Genomic DNA, 18,326 nt, shown 5'->3' with positions numbered 1-18,326 from the left:
ATACGGGACCATCGCTCAGGCTTCCCAAGCCTCCCGGCCCGCTGGCAAGAGCGATCGCCTTCGCATGGGCCACTGCCCCTTGTGGCGCAGGATGATGATCGCCGCAGCGGCGCCAATCATCGTGGGCAGGCAATGCACGAGGCGAATAGCGACCTCCCGCATATCCTGACCTGCCCAGCCGACGAACCACAACGCACCGCCGCCGCCCAGCCCCATGGCCAGCTTCACCGAAACGCTGCTGATGCCGTAAAAGCTGGCGGCCAGCGGCGCCGTGTCGGCGTCTTCACCCGCCACATCGGCCACCATGGCGCGCAACATCATATAGTCGACACCCCAGCCCAGCCCTTTGATTGCCAATATGGCCACCAGCACACCCACCGACCCTGACGGGACCAGCATCAGCGCAGCGGCACAAGCGGCCTGCCAGCCATAGGAAAGCATCAATATGTGACGGCGATCCATCCATGCGCTCAATCGACCCCAGAAGGGCAGCGCCAGCATCGCGGCGACCGGCTGGATCAACATGAGTGCTGCACCCCATTGATGCAGCGCCATCACGTCTTCCGTCAGGAACAGGAAACTGCTTGCGGCTGCCGCGTCGGCGACCCCTGTGACGACGTAGAGTAGCAGAATTGGGCGGATCGCCGGTTTGCCCAGGACCGTGATGACAAGGTGCAACGGATTGTTGACGGCTGCGCGCACCGGCCGGACGGGTTCAGGAAAGAGCATAATCGGGACAAGGACCGTCAGGGGCGCCAATAGGGCGATGGCCACGCCCAGCAGGCCCATTTCCATGCGCAGCGGGAAGGCGAAGGCTCGCTCCAAGACCGCCAGCAGGCCAAGCAAGCCAAGCGATCCTAGCAACCCGAACCACACTTTTGCTCCCATGATCCGGGTGCGCTGATGGCTGTCATCCGACAGCTCCAGGCCCCAGCCGCCATGGGGCGTGATGATGAGGGAATAGCCGATATGGAGCAACAGGCTGGCCCCCACCACCACCGTCATCGACGCGCCGTCGGGCGCCATGAACAGGCAGGGCGCACCGATGGCGACCAGCAAAGCGCCCGCTGCCATCCATGGCTTGCGACGGCCAACGGGGGTATCGACCGTATCGCTCAGCCACCCAAGGATCAGATCCGCCATCGCATCCAGCAGCCGTGCCCCGAATATCAGGGCAGCAATTGCGGCAAAGGCGATGCCGACATCCTGGTGCAGGAAGCGCGGCATATAGGTACGCCAGGTCATTTCGATCGCCTGGAACAACAGGACCGGCAGCGAGAAGGCCGCCAGACTCAGCCGCCCGATACGCACGCCGGACGAAAGGTCGGTGCACCGGTCGGGCAAGATGAGGCGGATCGACATAATGCGCCGTTACGAGCCGAGCGTGACAGGGCCGTGACCATAGGTCGGCCTATAGCAGCGCCGCCAGAGCCTCCATCTCCTCGCGGATTTCAGCTCGCGCTTCGTCCATGGCGCTGTCGACATGGCGCCGGCCCAACGCGGACAGGAATCCGGACAGCAGCGCCGCTTCCAGGTGCGTGGGTTCAGGCCGTTCAGGGCGCAACATCATGAGCAGGTGACGCGATGTGGTGCCGCGCAGATACCGCAATTGCAGACCGAAGGGACGCAGGGCCGGATCGCGCGCAACGGCAAGATGCAACGCATCGACGCCACGCCCGCCAAGCGATCCGGCCATGAAGTCAGCCAGACCGTCCAGCGCCGCCACCGGATCTGCCGGGGCGATGGACGCCGTCCGGGCCTGCAAGCGATCCAGGGCGCCCACATAGACCGCTTCGAATCCGGCCTGTAGCAGTTCGGCCTTGGTCCGCCTTTTGTGCGACACCACGCCCAGCGTCAGCCCGGCCCGTTCAGCCACGGCCCGATGGGTGACGGCGGACGGGCCGGCTTCCTCGATCAGCGCAGCGGCCGCCTCCGCAATATGGGCGGTCGTGCCATCCCGTTCGGGCACATCGGGCGCAGTGGACAATGCCTGCTGCCGGGCAAAGTCGCGCCAGGGTGCGGACGGTATCACCGCTCCGGTCAGCCAGGCCCCTATTCCGCGCGCATATTCGTCCAACCCGGCGCGATCGACGGCGCGGCGCCAGTCGATCATGTGCGTAAAGGCTTCATTGTCGAAAAAGCGTTCGACCAGGCGAGCGTGCGGCGCCAGCCCGAAATGGACGCATGCCTGCTGCCAGAAGCCCGCCCACAATCTGCGCCAGCCGACCCGGACCTGCGCCGCCGCATCGCTTTGAGTCCGGAGCAACTGCCCTTCCCGCCAGGCGAAAGCGAGCGACCTTTGTCCCCGTACCCAATCGTCCACGGTGGCGGCGAAGAAGGCGGGAAAAGCGGACGGGTCGCCAGACAGGCCATCCAACTGCGCGATTCGATCCTCACACCAAAGGCGCGCATGACCCTGCGCCTCCTCTTGCGCGGTTACGAACAATCGTTCCAGAGAACCGAAATGATGATAGATGGAAGATACCGGAACGGACGCCGTCGTGGAAATCTGACGCGCAGACGCCATCTCTCCACCGCCATCCTCCCAAAGACCAAAAACTGCCTCTATCAGTCTGATATAAGATGTTTTTTTGTCAGTTTCAGGCATGGGTTTCCGCGTATGTCGCATCAGTGACTGGCAGGAAATATAGCAATAGCCGACCGCCTGAGCGAGGAAATTTGCCACGGCTACAGCCGCTCCAAATTGCTGAACAGCCGTCATAGAAGTTACATACATCCGTTCTAGTTGGCCAGCGAACCAACCGGGGGACACCATCATGACCATGCCCATAGCCACGTTGCTGCGCACCACTGCCCTGTGCGGCGCGATCGCTCTCGTCCAACCTGCCATTGCCGCCGATCAGCCCATTGCGACGGCCGCTCCGGCCGCCGCCGAAGAGGATATGGGCGAGATTGTCGTCACTGGCGCCATCCTGTCCGCCCAGCAGGAATCGATCGGCCTGAAACGCGACGCGCTCAACCTGACCGACATTGCCGCATCGGACTCGGTCGGCCGCTTTCCGGACCAGAATGCCGCCGCTGCCCTGTCGCGCCTTCCGGCGGTCGCGGTGCAGCGAGACCAGGGCCAGGAACGTTATATCCAGGTTCGCGGCGCTCCCAATCGCTGGACCAGCGTCAGCATCGACGGCATCCCGATGGTGGGCGTGGACGAAGGCGGCGACACCCGCGCATTCCGTTTCGACGCTATTCCCGCCGTGCTGCTTTCGCAGATGGTCATCAACAAATCTCTGACCAGCGATCTTCAGGCCGATGCCGTGGTCGCGACAATCGACCTGCGCACCTATTCGCCGATGGATCGCAAGGGGTTGCACGTTTCGGGCGACGCTGGCTACGGCATGATGGACCTGGGCGGTGGCGAACAGCGGCAGGGGTCGCTGCGCCTGTCCTGGTCCAACGACAATTTCGGGGTCGTGCTGGGCGGTTCGCACTATCGCCGCAAGCAGCTGACCGACAATCGCGAGGTCGGCGCCTATGACGCCAACGGCCCGACCGAATTCGATGTGCGCCAATATAAGATCGAACGCTGGAACAACGGCTTGTTCGGCGGCGTGGAATATAGTCCGGAAGATGGCCAGCGTATCTACGCCAAGGCGATCTTCAGCGAATTCAACGACAATGAGCAGCGCAACCAGTATGAATTCCGCCTGGATCGCGCAACCGGCGGCACCCGCACGCAGGATAGCGGCACTCTGACCGGCGTGCCGCTGCGCGGCAGCTTCAACTTCGGCGAATATCGCAACCGCAATTACATCGGCACCGTAGGCGGCGATTATGAAACGGATGACGGCCTGACCGCATCCTTCAAGTTCAACTATACCCGCACCGAAAATACCAGCTACCTGCCATTGGTGCAGGCATCGACCAGCGGCGCCAACAATCTGTCGCTCAGTTATGACAATAGCGATCCCAATTTTCCGATCGTGACCATCAGTGGCGCCTTCAATCAGGCCAGCCTGTCAAACAGCGGCGCCTATGTCATCGCCGCGCGGCAGAAAACGGTTTCGGACAGCTACACGGCCAAGTTCGACATCGCCAAGGAAATGGGTGACATTACCCTTTCGGCCGGCGGCCTCTATGCCGATCGCACGATCGACGGCACCCTCTTCTCCACCGCAAATCTCGCCTACATCGGCGCACTGGGCGCCAGCGTGGGTCAGCCGTTCAACATCAACAGCTATGTCACGAACAAGGCATGGGACACCGGCTTCCCGCTGGGCGTGACGTTCAACTATATCGACAATGTCGCCATGCGACGCGACATCGACAGCCTGCTGGCCCGGATGGAGGCAGCGGGCCTCTATAACCCCGCGCTCGATACCCCCGCAAGTGATCGCTACGCCCAGCGCGAAAAGACGCTGGCAGGCTATGTCATGGGCAAGGTCGAAAGCGGCGCGCTGACCGCGGTGGGCGGCGTGCGTGTCGAACGGTACAGCATGAACAACAAGGGCACCGTGGTGGCGGGCGGCGTCGCCACGCCACTGACCTATGACGACAGCAAGGTCGATTTCTTCCCAAGCCTGAACCTGAAATATGCCGCGACCGACAATCTGGTCCTGCGTCTGGCCGGTCAGCGTAGCATTTCGCGGCCGGCCTATGGCGCTATCCGCGTCGGCGCATCCATCAACGACACCAACAGCCCCGGCACCATAGGCGGCGGGAATCCGGCTTTGCGTCCCGAATATACCTGGGGCGCGGATGCCAGCATCGAATATTATCTGCCCGGCAACGGCATGATTTCGATCGCCGGCTTCCATCGCTGGGTCGATAACGTCCTGTACCAGAACCAGGCCACGGTTGGCAGCGACTTTTACAATTTCGGCGGCGTCGACCGGTCCAGCTATCTGCTGAGCGGCACCTATAATGGCGAAAGCGGCAAGCTTTACGGCGTCGAATTCAATCTGCTCAAGCAGTTCGACTTCCTGCCCGGTGCGCTGGATGGGCTGGGCTTCCAGGGCAATGTCACCCTGCTCGACGGCAGCTTCGACACCCCGACCGAAAAGGGCATTGCGTTCCAGGGCATGTCGAAGACGATCACCAACGCATCGCTCTTCTACGAAAAATACGGCATATCCGCGCGCGTCAGCTATCAGTGGCGTTCGCACTGGCTGGACACGCTGGGCGGGCTGGGCAGCGGCGAATATCGCCAGGGCTATGAAAATGTCGATGTGTCGCTGCGCTATGCGCTGAACGAGAATCTCACCCTGTTCGCCGACCTCGCCAACCTCACCAACGAAAAATATATCGCCTATCAGGGCACGCCCGCCACACCGACCGAGGTCGAGCAGATCGGGTCGCGCTACCTGTTCGGCGTTCGCTTCAGCTTCTGACAGGAGACAGGATAATGCGCACCCCCTTTATAACCACAGTGGTTCTTGGAAGCCTGTCGATGGCTTCGCCGGCCGTCGCGCGGGAAATGGCGACGCTGACCCGCATCGACGGCAATATCGTTGCGCTGGACCGGGGCGAGATCGACCCGATCGGCATCTGGATCAGCCAGGACGACAGGGTCGACGCCAGCGACCGCAAGATCGATGCCGCCACGATCAAGGCCGCCGGCAAGGATGGTAAAATCACCCTCGCCATTCCGGCCAGCGAACGTCGCTATGTCCTGATGAAAGACAAGAAGGGCCACGTCACGACCGTGGCCGAGCGTGTGCTTCCGATCGAGCAGGGCAGCAATTTCCGCGACATCGGTGGCTATGTGACCAAGGATGGCCATAAAGTTCGCTGGGGCAAGGCGTTCCGCTCCGGCGCCATGCCGCTCTTTACGCAAGCCGACTATGCGCTGGTCGGGCAACTCGGCATCGGATCGGTCGTGGACCTGCGATCGCTGGAGGAACGCGACGTCGCGCCCGACCAGATCGACGATCGGACCGGGGCCCTGTTCATTGCCAATGATTACAAGATCGCACCGCTGATGGCCAATTATGGCAAAGGCAATGGCGAGAATGTCTATAAGGGCATGGAAAAGTTGCTGGTCCCGCAATTCCGCGCGCTTTACCGCCGGATCGAAGCCAATGAGGGCGCAGTCGTCTATCATTGCTCGGCAGGCCAAGACCGCACCGGCATGGCGACGGCTATCCTCTATGATGTGCTGGGTGTGGACCGGGACACGATCCTGCAAGACTATCATAAATCGACGGCCCTGCGTCGGCCCCAATATGAAATGCCCAAGGTCAATCCGGCCGATTATCCCAACAACCCGATCCTGAAATATTATTTCAGCGCCGATGAAAAGAAGCGCGCCGTCGCCGAACCGCTCTATACGCCGACCGGCGCATCGCATCTGGCGCAGTTCTTCACCTATATCGACACCGAATATGGCGGGTCGGAAGGCTATATGAAAAAGGCGCTGGGATTGACCGATGCCGATATCGCCACGTTGCGGGCGACCATGCTCGAATGATGGATCGCGCCTGTGAAGACCAAGGCGGTCTTCACAGGCTTCCCACCTGTTTAGAAAATGCGCTAGTCGGCCAGAAGCGCCGTAACGGTCTTTGTCTCCGTATAGTGGAGAACGCCTTCCTCGCCGACCTCGCGGCCCCAGCCCGATTCCTTGACGCCGCCAAAGGGGGCCGAAGGATCGTTCATCCCATGCGTGTTGATCCAAACCGTCCCGGCCTGAAGCCGACGCGCGGTCAGGTGGGCACGAGACAGGTCGCGGGTCCAGATATTGGCGGCCAGACCATAGCGCGTATCGTTCGCCGCGTTCACGACCTGATCGACATCGTCGAAGGGCGTCGCCACCAGCACCGGGCCGAAAATCTCCTCTCGCACGATGCTGGCGTTGGCGTCGGGATTGGCGAAGATGGTTGGCTCGACGAAATAGCCGTCGCTACCGCCTGTCCCACCGCCGGTGACAAGGTCCGCGCCGCTCGCCCGGCCCTGCGCGATAAAGTCGAGCACCCGCCCTTGCTGTACCTTCGACACAAGCGGCCCCAGCATCGTGTCGGGATCGCGGCCATGGCCAAGCCGGAACGTCCGGGCGACCTGCGCGACGGCATCGACCACCTTGTCGAACACGGATCGCTCGACATAAAGGCGCGAGGCGGCAAGACAGACCTGGCCAGAATTGAAGAAAATGGCGAGCGCCGCGCCGATCGCCGCCTTGTCGAGATCGGCATCAGCGAAAATCAGCGATGGCGACTTGCCCCCCAGTTCCAGCGTGACGCGCTTCAGATCCTTCGACGCCGTTTGCACGATCTGCTTGCCCACACGGGTCGATCCGGTGAAGGCAATCTTGTCGATACCGGGATGTTCGACCAACGCCTGCCCGGCTTCATGGCCATAGCCGGTGACGATGTTGAGTACGCCTTCCGGTAGGCCCGCCTCCAGCGCCAGTTCGGCAAGGCGCAGCGCCGTCAGCGGCGTGACTTCGGATGGTTTCAGAACGATAGTGCACCCCGCCGCCAGCGCCGAAGCGATCTTCCACGCGGCCATCGCCAACGGGTAGTTCCACGGCACGATCTGGCCAACGACACCGATAGGCTCACGCACCGAATAGCTGTGATATTGGCGGCCATCACCCGAAATCGGGTTCACTTGCCCATGGATTTTCGAGCACCAGCCCGCCATGTAGCGAAAGATATCGACGGCCGCGGGCACGTCCACCGCCAGAGCATGATGCACCGCCTTGCCATTGTCATAGCTTTCCAGCAGCGCCAGGTCCTGGGCATGATCCTCGATCTTGCGGGCGATCGCCTCGATGATCTTGCCGCGATCGAGCGGCCGCATCCGCGCCCAGGCCGCGGATTCAAAGGCTGCGCGGGCCTGCCGTACCGCGCGATCGACATCTGTTGCCGTGCCGGCGGGCACGCTCGCGAAAATCTTGCCCGTTGCCGGATCTTCCACATCGATGCGCCGCCCATCCGGCGCTTCTTCCCAGCCGCCGCCGATAAGCATGCGCGTGGTCGGCAAGCGGACCTCATGCCCTGGTTCGCCATGCAGCCCGGCAGCATTGGAGGAGAGTGCAGTCATGAGGAGTTTCTCCGGAAGGCAAGAAGGAGCCGCGTCCGCCGTTTCGGACGCGGCCCAGGGGAGGTGGTTCAGAAGCGCGCCGACAAGGTGACGCCGAAGGTCCGCGGACGCCCGGCGAAGCGAACGGTCGTGTCGGTGATGCGGGTGGCGTTGGACCAGTAATAGCTATTCCCGACGTTCCGCACGAAGGCGCTGACCTTGTAGCGCTTGTCATCGAAGGACAGGCCTGCGCGCAGGTCGATCAGCGTATAATCCTCGATCGTGAGGCCACCTTGCGCCGTAAGCGCCGGCGATGGCGTAGCGCGGGCATTGCCCAGCACCGCCTTGGTATCGCTTTGGAAGTTGAGATTGGCGCCGATGAACGCTTCCAAATCGTCGCTCAATGCCCAGTCATATTGGGCGTCGGTCACGATCTGGAATTTTGGCGTATAGGGAAAGGCCGATCCGCCAAAGTCCAGCTGGCTGCCATAGCTGTCATAATTGACGAAACTGCCCTTGATCCTGGTATCGAGATAAGTCGCGCCGATGCTGACGCGCAGGCCGTCCGCAGGCGCCAGGTCGAGCTGCATTTCGGCACCCTGCACCCGCGACTTGGGCACATTTACCAGCGCTTCGAGCGGGCCGAACACGTCGGGATTGGCGATGACGCGGCCCTTCAACTGCTTGTCGCTATAGTCATAATAGAAGAGCGCGCCGTTGATCTGGGCTGTATTGTCCAGCAGGGTCAACTTAGCCCCGACCTCATAGGCGGTCACCGATTCCTGCGTGACAGGATTAAACTGGTTGGCGTCGCTGGCTGACAGCAGCGGAAAACTGCCCGACTTGTAGCCCTTGCTGACCGAAGCATAGAGCAGCACATCCTTGCTCGGCTTATAATCGATACCCGCGCGCCAGGAGACATTATCCTCGTCCAATCTACGTTCCACTTCGCCGACGGTCAGAGTCGAACCGTCGATCGTCACGCAGGCGCCATCGGGAATGGCGATGGGCGCCAGCCCCGCGCCGCCGCGGATGAAGTTCACCAGATTTTGGATACCCTGCCCCAAGGCAAAGCCGCGATCAGCGGTGCAGCCCGCGAAGTCGATGTTGGTCTTCGTATAGCGCACGCCACCATGCAGTGTCAGATGATCGCCAATGTCATAATCCAGGTTGGCGAACACGGCCTTGTTCACGAATTTCTGCCGCGCATATTGGCTATAGACGAAAAAGGGGATGCCAAGGCCTGCGTCAACGAAATTATAGGCCGATGTCGACTGGTCGTAGGGACCGGCATCATCCTGCTGGTAGGTTTTTTCGCGCGCGTAATTGGCACCTAAAATATAGGTCAGGCCACCCGTTCGCCCCTGCAACCGCAATTCCTGCGACAACGCCGTGATCTTGCCGGTGGTATTGTAGAAATAGTCGCGCAACGCCACGCCATCGGGATCGATGTCCTGATCGTTATGATAGCGCGAATAGCTGCTGATGGACGTCAGCGTCAGGTCGTCGGTCAGGTCTATGTCACCTCGAAAGGATGCCTGGTAGAACCAGTCGTCGCGCCCCGGCTTCTGCTCCGGCGTCCAGTCGGCGTCGCGATTGTTGCGTGGCGCGATCGGGTAGGTGGCGAGCGGTCCCAGTCGCACCGGATTGCCCAGCGGCACCACACCGATCAACTGCGCCGCCTGTCCGTCGCTCTTGTCGATAAAGCCATTGAGGTTGAGCGAAAAGCGCACGCCATCGGATGGCTCGAAATCCACCAGGATGCGACCCGTCGTAAAATTGCGGTCGCCCAGCTTCTCGTCGCGGGTATAGCTGCGTTGCCAGGCGCCGCCCTGTTCGGTCCGCACCGCCACACGCGCGGACAGCGTATCGCTGATCGGTCCGCTGATGAACCCACCGGCCGTGACTTGCCCGAAACTGTCCACCCCCGCATCCAGCCCGGCCTTGAACGTCGATGTCGGCTTGGCGGCGATATAGTTGATCGCGCCGCCGGTCGCATTGGACCCGAACAAGGTGCCTTGCGGCCCCTTCAGCACCTCGACCCGCTCCAGGTCCAGCGTCGCGCCGCGCGTGATGATGGAGAAGGGGATCGGCACCTGATCCTGATAGATGCTGACCGTGGGCTTGGCCGCCAGGCTGGTGTCGTAGAAGCCGATGCCGCGCAGCGTGTAAACCGGCGTCGCAAAGGCGCTTTCGGTATAGTTGAAGCCCGGCACGATCTTGACCAGGTCAGCCACGTTGGTGATGCCCTGATTGGCCAGTTTTTCGCCCGACGCCGCCGTGATGGAGAGCGGCACGTCGTTGATCGCCTGCTCACGCTTCTGCGCGGTGACAATGATGTCGCCCAAGCCTGCGGACTGCGACTGCGCAGCACCCTCCATCTGCGCGAACGCCGGTGCGTGCAGCGCCATTGCCGACACGCTGGCGGCCAGCAAAGCCATGTTCCTGTGCATTTTCAGACTCCTCCCATTGTCGCCCGGATGTTCCACCCTTGGGCCATTGCGCCGGTCCCGCCTGGGCGGTGTCCCGGCCTTTAGAAATCAGACTTTTTTGAACCGGATCGGCAGCGCCTTGTAGCCGCCGACAAAGTTCGTCTCCACAAGGCGCGGCGGCCCGGCCAGCTCCACCGATGCCAGATGCGGCAGCAATTCCTCGAACAGGATGCGCATCTCCAGCTTGGCCAGATGCTGGCCCAGACACATATGCGGGCCAAAGCCGAAGGCGATGTGCGGATTGGGGGATCGCGTGATGTCGAACCGATCCGGGTCCGCGAACACCGCCTCGTCGCGGTTGCCCGACGGGTAGCAGATCATCAGCCGCTCCATCGCGCGGATGTCCATGCCGCGCACTTGCGTGTCGGCGGTGGCGTTGCGCATGAAATGCTTGACCGGGCTGGTCCAGCGGATCGCTTCGTCCACCAGTCCGGGGATCAGGGACGGATCGGCCTTCACCTTCGCCCAGTTTTCCGGATAGACCATCATGCCATGCAGGCCGCCAGCCGTGGACGATGACGTCGTGTCATGCCCCGCCGTGGCGATCGCGACATAATAGCCATTGGCTTCGTCACGCGGGATGGGTGCGCCATTGATGCGCGAATTGGCGATCAGCGACAGCAGATCATCGGTCGGCTGTTCCCGCCGTTGCGCGCTCAGCCTGTCGAAATAGGTATAGAAATCCTCGATCGAAGCGGCCCATTGTTTTGCGGCTACCACCGGGTCGGCCACCATTTCCGGCCGCTGCTCCTCCGGATCATGGACGCCGAAAAATTCCTGCGTCAGCTTCAGCATCTTGGGTTCGTCTTCGGGCGGCACTCCGAACAGCGTCATGATGACGCGCAGCGGATAGTGGAGCGCGAAATCGCGGACGAAATCGCATTCGCCATCGAAGCTGAGCAGATTATCGACCGACTGGCGCGCCAGCGCCCTGATCTGGTCTTCCAGCTTGCCGATCTTGCCCGGCAGGAACCAGTTGGAGGTCAGCGTGCGATAGGATGCATGTTCGGGCGGGTCCATATAGGTCAGCGACGACAAGAGCCGCGTCGTCCCCCCGGTAATCTCTTTCGTGAAAGCATCGGACGCCTGATCGTTCAGCACCGGATTATGATCGGCATTGTGGAACAGCTTTGCGTTGCGTTCCACTTCCCTGATGTCGGCATGTCGGGTAACGATCCAGAGCGGATCATAGCCCGGCACCTGCGCGATCCCCAGCGGCATATGCGCCCGCAACCATTTGAACGCGCCATAGATAGCTGCGTCGTCCGTGTAGCTTCTGGGCGCGACCACGATCCGCGCAATGTCGTCGGGGATGATCGGACGCGCATCTGCAACCAGCGAAGTCGCCATGAAAAACTACCCTCTCCTGCCACGCTGCCCTTGAGGCATTTGCGTATTGCGTATGCTTATTACGTAACTATGGACAAGGCCGATCGTCAATCGTAAAAAGCGGTCCGACCATTTCATGATATAGTCGTGCCAAGCGACGCTTTTGCGCGGTGTGCGAGAAGGAAATGGGCGGCATGATCCCGGCTTTTGAATACAAAGGCCCAATTTGAATGAGAGGATGATTATGGAAGTGCTGGCAGCGGTCGCCCGGACGGCAGGCGGAGAATTCACCATCGAACAACTGACGCTCGGCGACATCCGCCCGGACGAGATATTGGTACGGGTGGTGGCGACGGGCCTGTGTCACACCGACATCGTCGTGCGCGATCAGTTGTTGCCGACACCTTTGCCCGTTGTGCTGGGCCATGAAGGGGCCGGCATCGTGGAGGCGGTCGGCGCGGACGTGACGTCAGTTGCACCGGGCGACCATGTAGTCATGGGCTTTGCCGCCTGTCGCCAATGTCGGCAATGCCTGGATGGCCAGCCTGCCTATTGCGTCGATTTTGCCAGCCTCAATTTCGGGGGATGCCGCACCGACGGTTCGACCTGCCTGCATGATGGCACGGCGCAGGTCGGCAGTCATTTTTTCGGCCAATCCTCTTTCGCGCGCCATGCCGTCGTGGCCGCACGCAACGTGGTGAAGGTGCCGGCCGATGCTCCGCTGGAATTGCTGGGACCATTGGGCTGCGGCATCATGACCGGTGCAGGCGCGGTCATGAAGGCGCTCAAACTACAGGCCGGCGAAGCCATTCTCGTCACAGGCGGCGGGCCGGTGGGCTTAAGCGCCGTCATGGCGGCCAAGGCCTCCGGCGCCGGTGCGATCATCGTCGCTGACCCGCTGGAAAGCCGCCGCGCGATGGCGGTGGAACTGGGCGCCACCCATGTGATCGATGTGACGGCTGGCGACACGGCGGAACAGTTGCGCGCGATCCGGCCGCAGGGCGTCAATTATGTGCTGGATACGTCGGGTGCCGGCCCCGCGATCGACGCAGGCCTGCGTGCACTCGGCCCGCTTGGGCGGCTTGCCATGGTCGGCGTACCCAAGGCGCTGAACGCCGCGGTCAGCGTCAATATCCTGCACATGCTGTCACTGGGCATCAGCATCTGTGGCGTGACGGAGGGCAATGCCGATCCGCAAAATTTCCTGCCGGAATTGATCGCCCTCCATGCGAAGGGCCTGTTCCCGTTCGAAAAGCTGATGACCCGCTATCGGCTGGAGGACATCAATCAGGCCGTTGCCGACCAGCATGAGGGTCGATGCGTCAAGGCCGTGTTGACGATGGCCTGATGGCGCCTGCCGGGCGGTCCGTCTCCTTGCCGGCGCGGATCGCCTCGACATGGCGAAAAAATGCCCGTTGGCGCATCAGTCCGAAGAAATCGAGCATCAGCGGCAGCGCATGCCCCACCATGGTCGCAGCCTCATCGACGTCGATATGCCCTTCGACCCGCTCCATGAAGGTCGTTGCTTCCCAACGTCCGACAAAGTCGGCAGCATCGGTGTAAAAACCCAATATCTCCGGCGTATAGTCCAACCGCCGGTCGAAGCCGACCTTGCGCATGTCGCCCCAGATACGCACCAGTTGCGCACAGGTGATGCTCAACGCCTCCCCTTGATCGGTGTCGATGATGGACAGGATGCCGATTTTCGCAAGCGTCCGGGCGTCCTCCGCGGCATGGGGATAGCGATCCAGCAGCGACGCGATCGTCACGGGCGGTCCGTCCACACCGGCACGATGCGCTACCAGCTGTTCCAATTGGTCGAACGCGCTGGCCTCCACCCGGCCTTCCGTGCCCTCGCCGCCGATGATCGCCTTGATCTGGCCCAATGTAAGCCGGTTTTCACGCTGCAACCGCCGCACCGCCAGGATCGCCTGAACATGCTCTTCGCCATAGTCGGCAACCGTCTTGCGCGGCCGGACCGGTTCGGGAATGACCCCTTCGCGCAGATAGACACGGATCGTCTCGCGATGGACCCCGGTCCGCTCTTCCAGTTCGCGCATCTTCATCGCGTCGCTACAGCATGGCGAACCGGGCGGAGCAAGCCGCTATGTTACGTATATACGCAAGGAACGTCATTCCGCGGCGATGACGGCCCCCTGTTCGGCCTCCAGCATCGCGCTCAGCACGCGGCGGGCCTGGTTGACGGCGCCGTCGCTGGCGATACCGACAAAGGCACGCTCCGGCTCGTCGTCGATCCGCGCCTGCTGTGCCTGCAAGGTTTCCTCATCCTCCGTAATCGTATCGAAAAACTGGTCGAACAACACGTCCGGCACACCGCTTTCCTTGGGCGCAGTCGTGCAGATGGTCCACAGATAATGGCTGGTCGTTTCGGTTTCGGGAGTGATGAAATGATTGTTGGCCAGCATGAAGCCATTGTCCCGCTTGCCTTCATAGGCGCCCGTTCCGGCATCGCAGCCGCCGGCATTTACGCGGCAGGTCATGCCGATGCCAGGGTTGAAGCGCACTTCCTGCCAGCGGTCGACCCGGCCCTTGAAGCCGCCTGCGTCGATATAGGATTTGGGCGGGATGCTGTTGGGCATCTTGCGCAGCAGCGTCACCTTGCGCCCGTCAAACTCGACCTTGGTATCTGCCCCATAATGCTGTTCGGGATTGCCGCCGATCGTGCGCGCATGAATGTAGGGCACATGGGTCAGGTCCATGATGTTGTCGATGATCAGTTGCCAATTGGCCTTCACCGGAAAATTATAGGGCCGCCAGGTCCACTTGGGATCGTCATGTTCGGGATTGTCGATGATGATCGACGGGTCTGCCAGCGCCGGTTCGCCCATCCAGATCCAGATCAGATGATCCTTCTCCACCACCGGATAGTGGCGCACATTGGCGGCCGGCGGGATACGGGTTTGGTTGGGGATGCGGGTGCAGGCACCGCGCTTGTCGAACTCCACACCATGATAGCAGCAGCGAATGATCTCGCCTTCCACATGACCGGCGGACAGCGGCATGGCGCGGTGGCTGCAACGGTCCTCCAACGCGGCAATCTCACCGGTTTCGGTGCGGAACAGGACGACGGATTTGTTCAGATATTTGCGGCCGAGCGTCTTGCCCGGTGCGATGTCGGCGGCAAAAGCGGCCACATACCAGGCGTTATAAATGAACATCCGACTCTCCTTACCCTGGCCGATAGCGTTGCCGGCCTCATGTGATGTTGCGTCATAATTATGCTGCGCGCCCCGGCCCAGCCAATCGCTATGCGATAATGCCATAAGATTAGCGGGATGAACGATAAGATTAGCGGACCGATGGCCCGCTCTCCCACCTTCAGCGCAAATAAAGCCCGCCATTCATGTCCAGCGTCGCGCCTACGAAGAAGCCGCCCCGGTCCGATGCCAGCAGCGCTGCCGCCGCCGCGATCTCGCCGACCGCCATGAAGCGGCCGACCGGTACTTCGCCCTCGACCCGCGCGATCTGTTCGGCGGACAGTCGCGCCTTGGCAGTATCGATGGGACCGGGCGCGATGGCGTTTACGGTGATGCCGGTCCCGGCCAGATAGCGCGCGAAATATTTGGTCAGCATGATCGCCCCCGCCTTGGACGCCGCATAATGGGGCGACGCCACCGTGCCGCCATTCTGCCCTGCCAGCGAAGTGATGTTGACGATCCGGCCATAGCCATGTTCGCGCATATGTTCGGAAAATATCTGGCAGCTCAGAAACACGCTGCGCATGTTGATCTGAACGATCGCGTCGAACTCTTCGGGCGTGATATCCTGTGTCGGGGTACGTTTGGCAAAGCCGGCATTGTTCACGACGATATCGACCTTGCCCCACGCCGCCGCGATCCGGTCCCGCGCGGCCAGAAAATCCGCCTTCTCCCGCACATCGAGCGGCAAGGCGATGGCGCTTGCGCCGCTGGCGTCCAGCGAGTCCGCCACCTGCTGCGCCACGGCCAGATCGACGTCGCTGACTGCCACCTTGCCGCCGCCGGCATGGATTTCCCGCGCGATCGCCTCTCCCACGCCCCGCCCGCCCCCGGTGATGAGGGCCGTGCGACCTGCGAAGGAGAAGCTGCCATTGGCGGGCAAATCAAACTGTTCAGCCATGTTCGTCCTGATGCTGGAAAGGAAAAGGGGGGAGGCTGCACCCTCCCCTTAGACGCCGCTCGTCTTACGGTCTGATGGAGAGGGTCAGGCCGTATGTGCGCGGCGTATTGGTGAATATCTTCCAATAGGTGGTGCCGTTACCCGGCACCGCGAGGAAGGCAGTGATGTCGTCGGCATTGACGATCTGGTAGTTGTTGGTGAGGTTCTTGCCCCAGATACCCAATGTCCAGCGGCCATCGGCAGACTCATAATTGAGCCGTGCGTTCAGCGTCCGCCCCTTGGTATCATTATGAAGATTTTCGTACAGGCGCAGCGTGTTGGCATCGTCCGTCGAAATACGGCTGGAATAGTTGAAGTCGGCCTGCGGTATCAACTTGGCACCATTGGCCATCGCCAGGTCGTAGCTGGCACCCAGCGTGAAGCTGTCGCGCGGCGCGAACTTGGCCGGATTGCCCGAATAGTCCAGATTGACCAGCGGATCGCGCAGGTCGGTATAGGTACCGATCAGATGCGTGTAATTGCCGGTCAGGCGCAGCCCGTCGACCGGCCGGATCACGGATTCAACCTCCCAACCCTTCATCTCCAGCGTACCGTTATAGGTATGGGCGATCCCGCCCGCGCCCGAAAAATTCTGGAGGTTCTTCGTCTTCTGCTTGAACAGCGCGACGTTGAAATCCAGCATGTTGTCAAATAGCCGGGTCTTGGCACCGATTTCGTAATTCTGCGCCTTTTCCGGCTCCAGCGGGATGGTCGGGTTGCGATAGGCATTGTCGACGAACCCGCCGGACTTGAAGCCCTTCGCCCAGGTCGCATAGAGATTCACATTGTCGATCGGCTCATATTTCAGTGTCACGCGCGGGGTGAAGGCGTTCCAGGTCTTGCCGCCCGATGCCAGCACCTCGCCGGGAAAGCCGAAACCTGGGATTGCGCCGGCATCGGTGGTGGAGAAAGCATGATAGTCGATCTTCTTGCGGTCTGACGTGTAACGACCGCCAGCCACCAGCGAGAGCCGGTCGGTGACCTCGAACGTGCCTTCGCCGAACACCGCGAAACTGCGGACATTGCCGTCCTGGACGCGCGTGATGTTCGTGATGTTCGGGTTCCGGCGGACGGATGCCGGCACAGCCGATCCGGGCAGCGGGCTGTAATTGAAGATGTTGGTCGTCGATACGTCGGCCGACAGATAATAGGCGCCCACCACATAGGAGAAGCGGCCCGGCGCGGAAGCGAAGCGGACCTCCTGCGTGAAGCTCCTGTTCTTCACCACCTGCCGCCGGTCGAACACGGGCACCTGCGTGGCGACCGGCACGTCGTCGTTGATCGCATGGCTGTCATTCAGGCGATAGCCGGTGATCGCGGTCAGCGTGCCGCCCAGCACGTCCAGATCGCCGCGCAGATAACCGCCGCGCAGCCGCTGCCGATAGGGCGAGCGGGAAAAATCATTGTTCGTCCATTTGCCGTCGTCAAAATCGCCAAAGGTCGCCGGAATGCGCTGCACGCCGCCAATGCCCAGGCCGATCGCGCCGCCATTGCCCTCGGTATAGCTATAGTCGCCCGACAGGACGATCTTGAGCGTATCGGTCGGCTGGAACAGCAGCTTGCCGCGCATGGCAACGCCGTCCGTCTTGCCGTAGCTGCCCTTCTGGTTGGGCGTGTCGATCAGGCCGTTGGACGTTTCCGTGCTGAACGACCCGCGGAATGCCAGCTTGTCGTCCACCAGCACGCCGTTCACCATGCCTTCGGTCCGGACATAGGCGCCATTGCCCGCCGTCACCTGGCCGTACCAGTCTTCCTTCATTTCCGGATTGTTGGTGATGACCGCGATCGCGCCACCCACCACGTTGCGGCCGAACAGCGTGCCCTGCGGCCCGCGTAGCACTTCCACGCGCTGGATATCGTAGAAATTGGCGTTCAGGTCATTGTTGAACACATAATAGACGTCGTCCATGAAATAGGCGACCGGCGTGTCCAGCGTGGCGGTGCGAAACGTCGACACATTGCCGCGGATCGCGACGATCGACAGCGACTTGTCGGACGTGTTGACGGTGATGCCCGGCATCTGCTGGGTCAGGGCGGTGGGGCTGAACACCTGCGTCTTGCGCAGGTCTTCCCCGCCGAAGGCCGCGATCGAGAAAGGCACTTCCCGCACCGTCGATTCGCGGCGCTGGGCCGTCACGATAATATCCCCGCTAACCGCCTGCGGCGCGCCTTCCTGCGGCGCGGCGGCATCCGCCTGCGCCATGGCGGGCGCGCTGACGCCGATCATCAGGATGCTCAAAACGGCACCCAGCGCAGTGGAATGATGGATTTTGAACGGCATGAAAAGCGTCTCCCCTAGGATGTGAGCGGCTTGCCTGCCGCCTTGGTAGAGGGGTGAAGCAGCAAATTTCCTCATCGCACAATAGCTTC

12 protein-coding genes are annotated in these 18,326 nt (G+C 61.7%); 3 read left to right on the top strand and 9 right to left on the bottom strand.

The window, feature by feature from the left end; translation table 11 throughout:
- Positions 1–15: 15 nt before the first annotated feature.
- Together AC07UX_RS10315 and AC07UX_RS10310 are read right to left on the bottom strand one after the other, a co-directional pair.
- The gene (locus AC07UX_RS10315; protein ID WP_495191916.1) at positions 16–1,362 is read right to left on the bottom strand and encodes an MFS transporter; all 1,347 of its coding nucleotides are present in this window, start codon (positions 1,360–1,362) and stop codon (positions 16–18) included.
- A gap of 49 nt (positions 1,363–1,411) precedes the next feature.
- Positions 1,412–2,527 (bottom strand): TetR/AcrR family transcriptional regulator, encoded by a 1,116-nt coding sequence (locus tag AC07UX_RS10310; RefSeq protein WP_495191915.1) that lies wholly within the window; start codon positions 2,525–2,527, stop codon positions 1,412–1,414.
- Positions 2,528–2,777: 250 nt separating this feature from the next.
- Between AC07UX_RS10310 and AC07UX_RS10305 the strand changes: the two genes are divergently transcribed.
- Both AC07UX_RS10305 and AC07UX_RS10300 read left to right on the top strand, forming a co-directional pair.
- A complete protein-coding gene (locus AC07UX_RS10305; protein WP_495191914.1) occupies positions 2,778–5,348 on the top strand; it encodes a TonB-dependent receptor in 2,571 nt (856 codons plus the stop codon).
- A gap of 59 nt (positions 5,349–5,407) precedes the next feature.
- Positions 5,408–6,427, top strand: a complete 1,020-nt coding sequence (locus AC07UX_RS10300; RefSeq protein WP_495191913.1) for a tyrosine-protein phosphatase — start codon at positions 5,408–5,410, stop codon at positions 6,425–6,427.
- A gap of 62 nt (positions 6,428–6,489) precedes the next feature.
- Here AC07UX_RS10300 and AC07UX_RS10295 read toward each other — a convergent pair whose 3' ends face one another.
- The 3 genes from AC07UX_RS10295 to AC07UX_RS10285 form a co-directional block, all read right to left on the bottom strand.
- Positions 6,490–7,998, bottom strand: a complete 1,509-nt coding sequence (locus tag AC07UX_RS10295) for an aldehyde dehydrogenase family protein (RefSeq protein WP_495191912.1) — start codon at positions 7,996–7,998, stop codon at positions 6,490–6,492.
- A gap of 68 nt (positions 7,999–8,066) precedes the next feature.
- The gene (locus tag AC07UX_RS10290; RefSeq protein WP_495191911.1) at positions 8,067–10,430 is read right to left on the bottom strand and encodes a TonB-dependent receptor; all 2,364 of its coding nucleotides are present in this window, start codon (positions 10,428–10,430) and stop codon (positions 8,067–8,069) included.
- 87 nt (positions 10,431–10,517) lie between these two features.
- Complete coding sequence (locus AC07UX_RS10285; protein WP_495191910.1) at positions 10,518–11,819, bottom strand: cytochrome P450; 1,302 nt, start codon at positions 11,817–11,819, stop codon at positions 10,518–10,520.
- 217 nt (positions 11,820–12,036) lie between these two features.
- Between AC07UX_RS10285 and AC07UX_RS10280 the strand changes: the two genes are divergently transcribed.
- Positions 12,037–13,146 (top strand): NAD(P)-dependent alcohol dehydrogenase, encoded by a 1,110-nt coding sequence (locus AC07UX_RS10280; RefSeq protein ID WP_495191909.1) that lies wholly within the window; start codon positions 12,037–12,039, stop codon positions 13,144–13,146.
- On the opposite strand, the gene AC07UX_RS10275 is transcribed toward AC07UX_RS10280, so the two are convergent.
- From AC07UX_RS10275 to AC07UX_RS10260, 4 genes are all read right to left on the bottom strand, one after another.
- On the bottom strand, positions 13,121–13,864 hold the full coding sequence (locus AC07UX_RS10275; RefSeq protein WP_495191908.1) for a MerR family transcriptional regulator: 744 nt from the start codon (positions 13,862–13,864) through the stop codon (positions 13,121–13,123). The two genes, AC07UX_RS10280 and AC07UX_RS10275, sit on opposite strands and share 26 nt — an antisense overlap.
- 66 nt (positions 13,865–13,930) lie before the next feature.
- Complete coding sequence (locus tag AC07UX_RS10270) at positions 13,931–14,977, bottom strand: Rieske 2Fe-2S domain-containing protein (protein ID WP_495191907.1); 1,047 nt, start codon at positions 14,975–14,977, stop codon at positions 13,931–13,933.
- Positions 14,978–15,137: 160 nt separating this feature from the next.
- Complete coding sequence (locus AC07UX_RS10265; protein ID WP_495191906.1) at positions 15,138–15,917, bottom strand: SDR family NAD(P)-dependent oxidoreductase; 780 nt, start codon at positions 15,915–15,917, stop codon at positions 15,138–15,140.
- A 64-nt stretch (positions 15,918–15,981) separates the two neighbouring features.
- Positions 15,982–18,237, bottom strand: coding sequence for a TonB-dependent receptor (locus tag AC07UX_RS10260; RefSeq protein ID WP_495191905.1), 2,256 nt, complete (start codon positions 18,235–18,237; stop codon positions 15,982–15,984).
- Positions 18,238–18,326 lie beyond the last annotated feature (89 nt).

It is taken from the genome of Sphingobium sp. GW821-FHT02B05, from assembly GCF_059421905.1.
The sequence above is the reverse complement of the archived record's forward strand: the minus strand, read 5'-3'. Positions and strand labels throughout refer to the sequence as shown.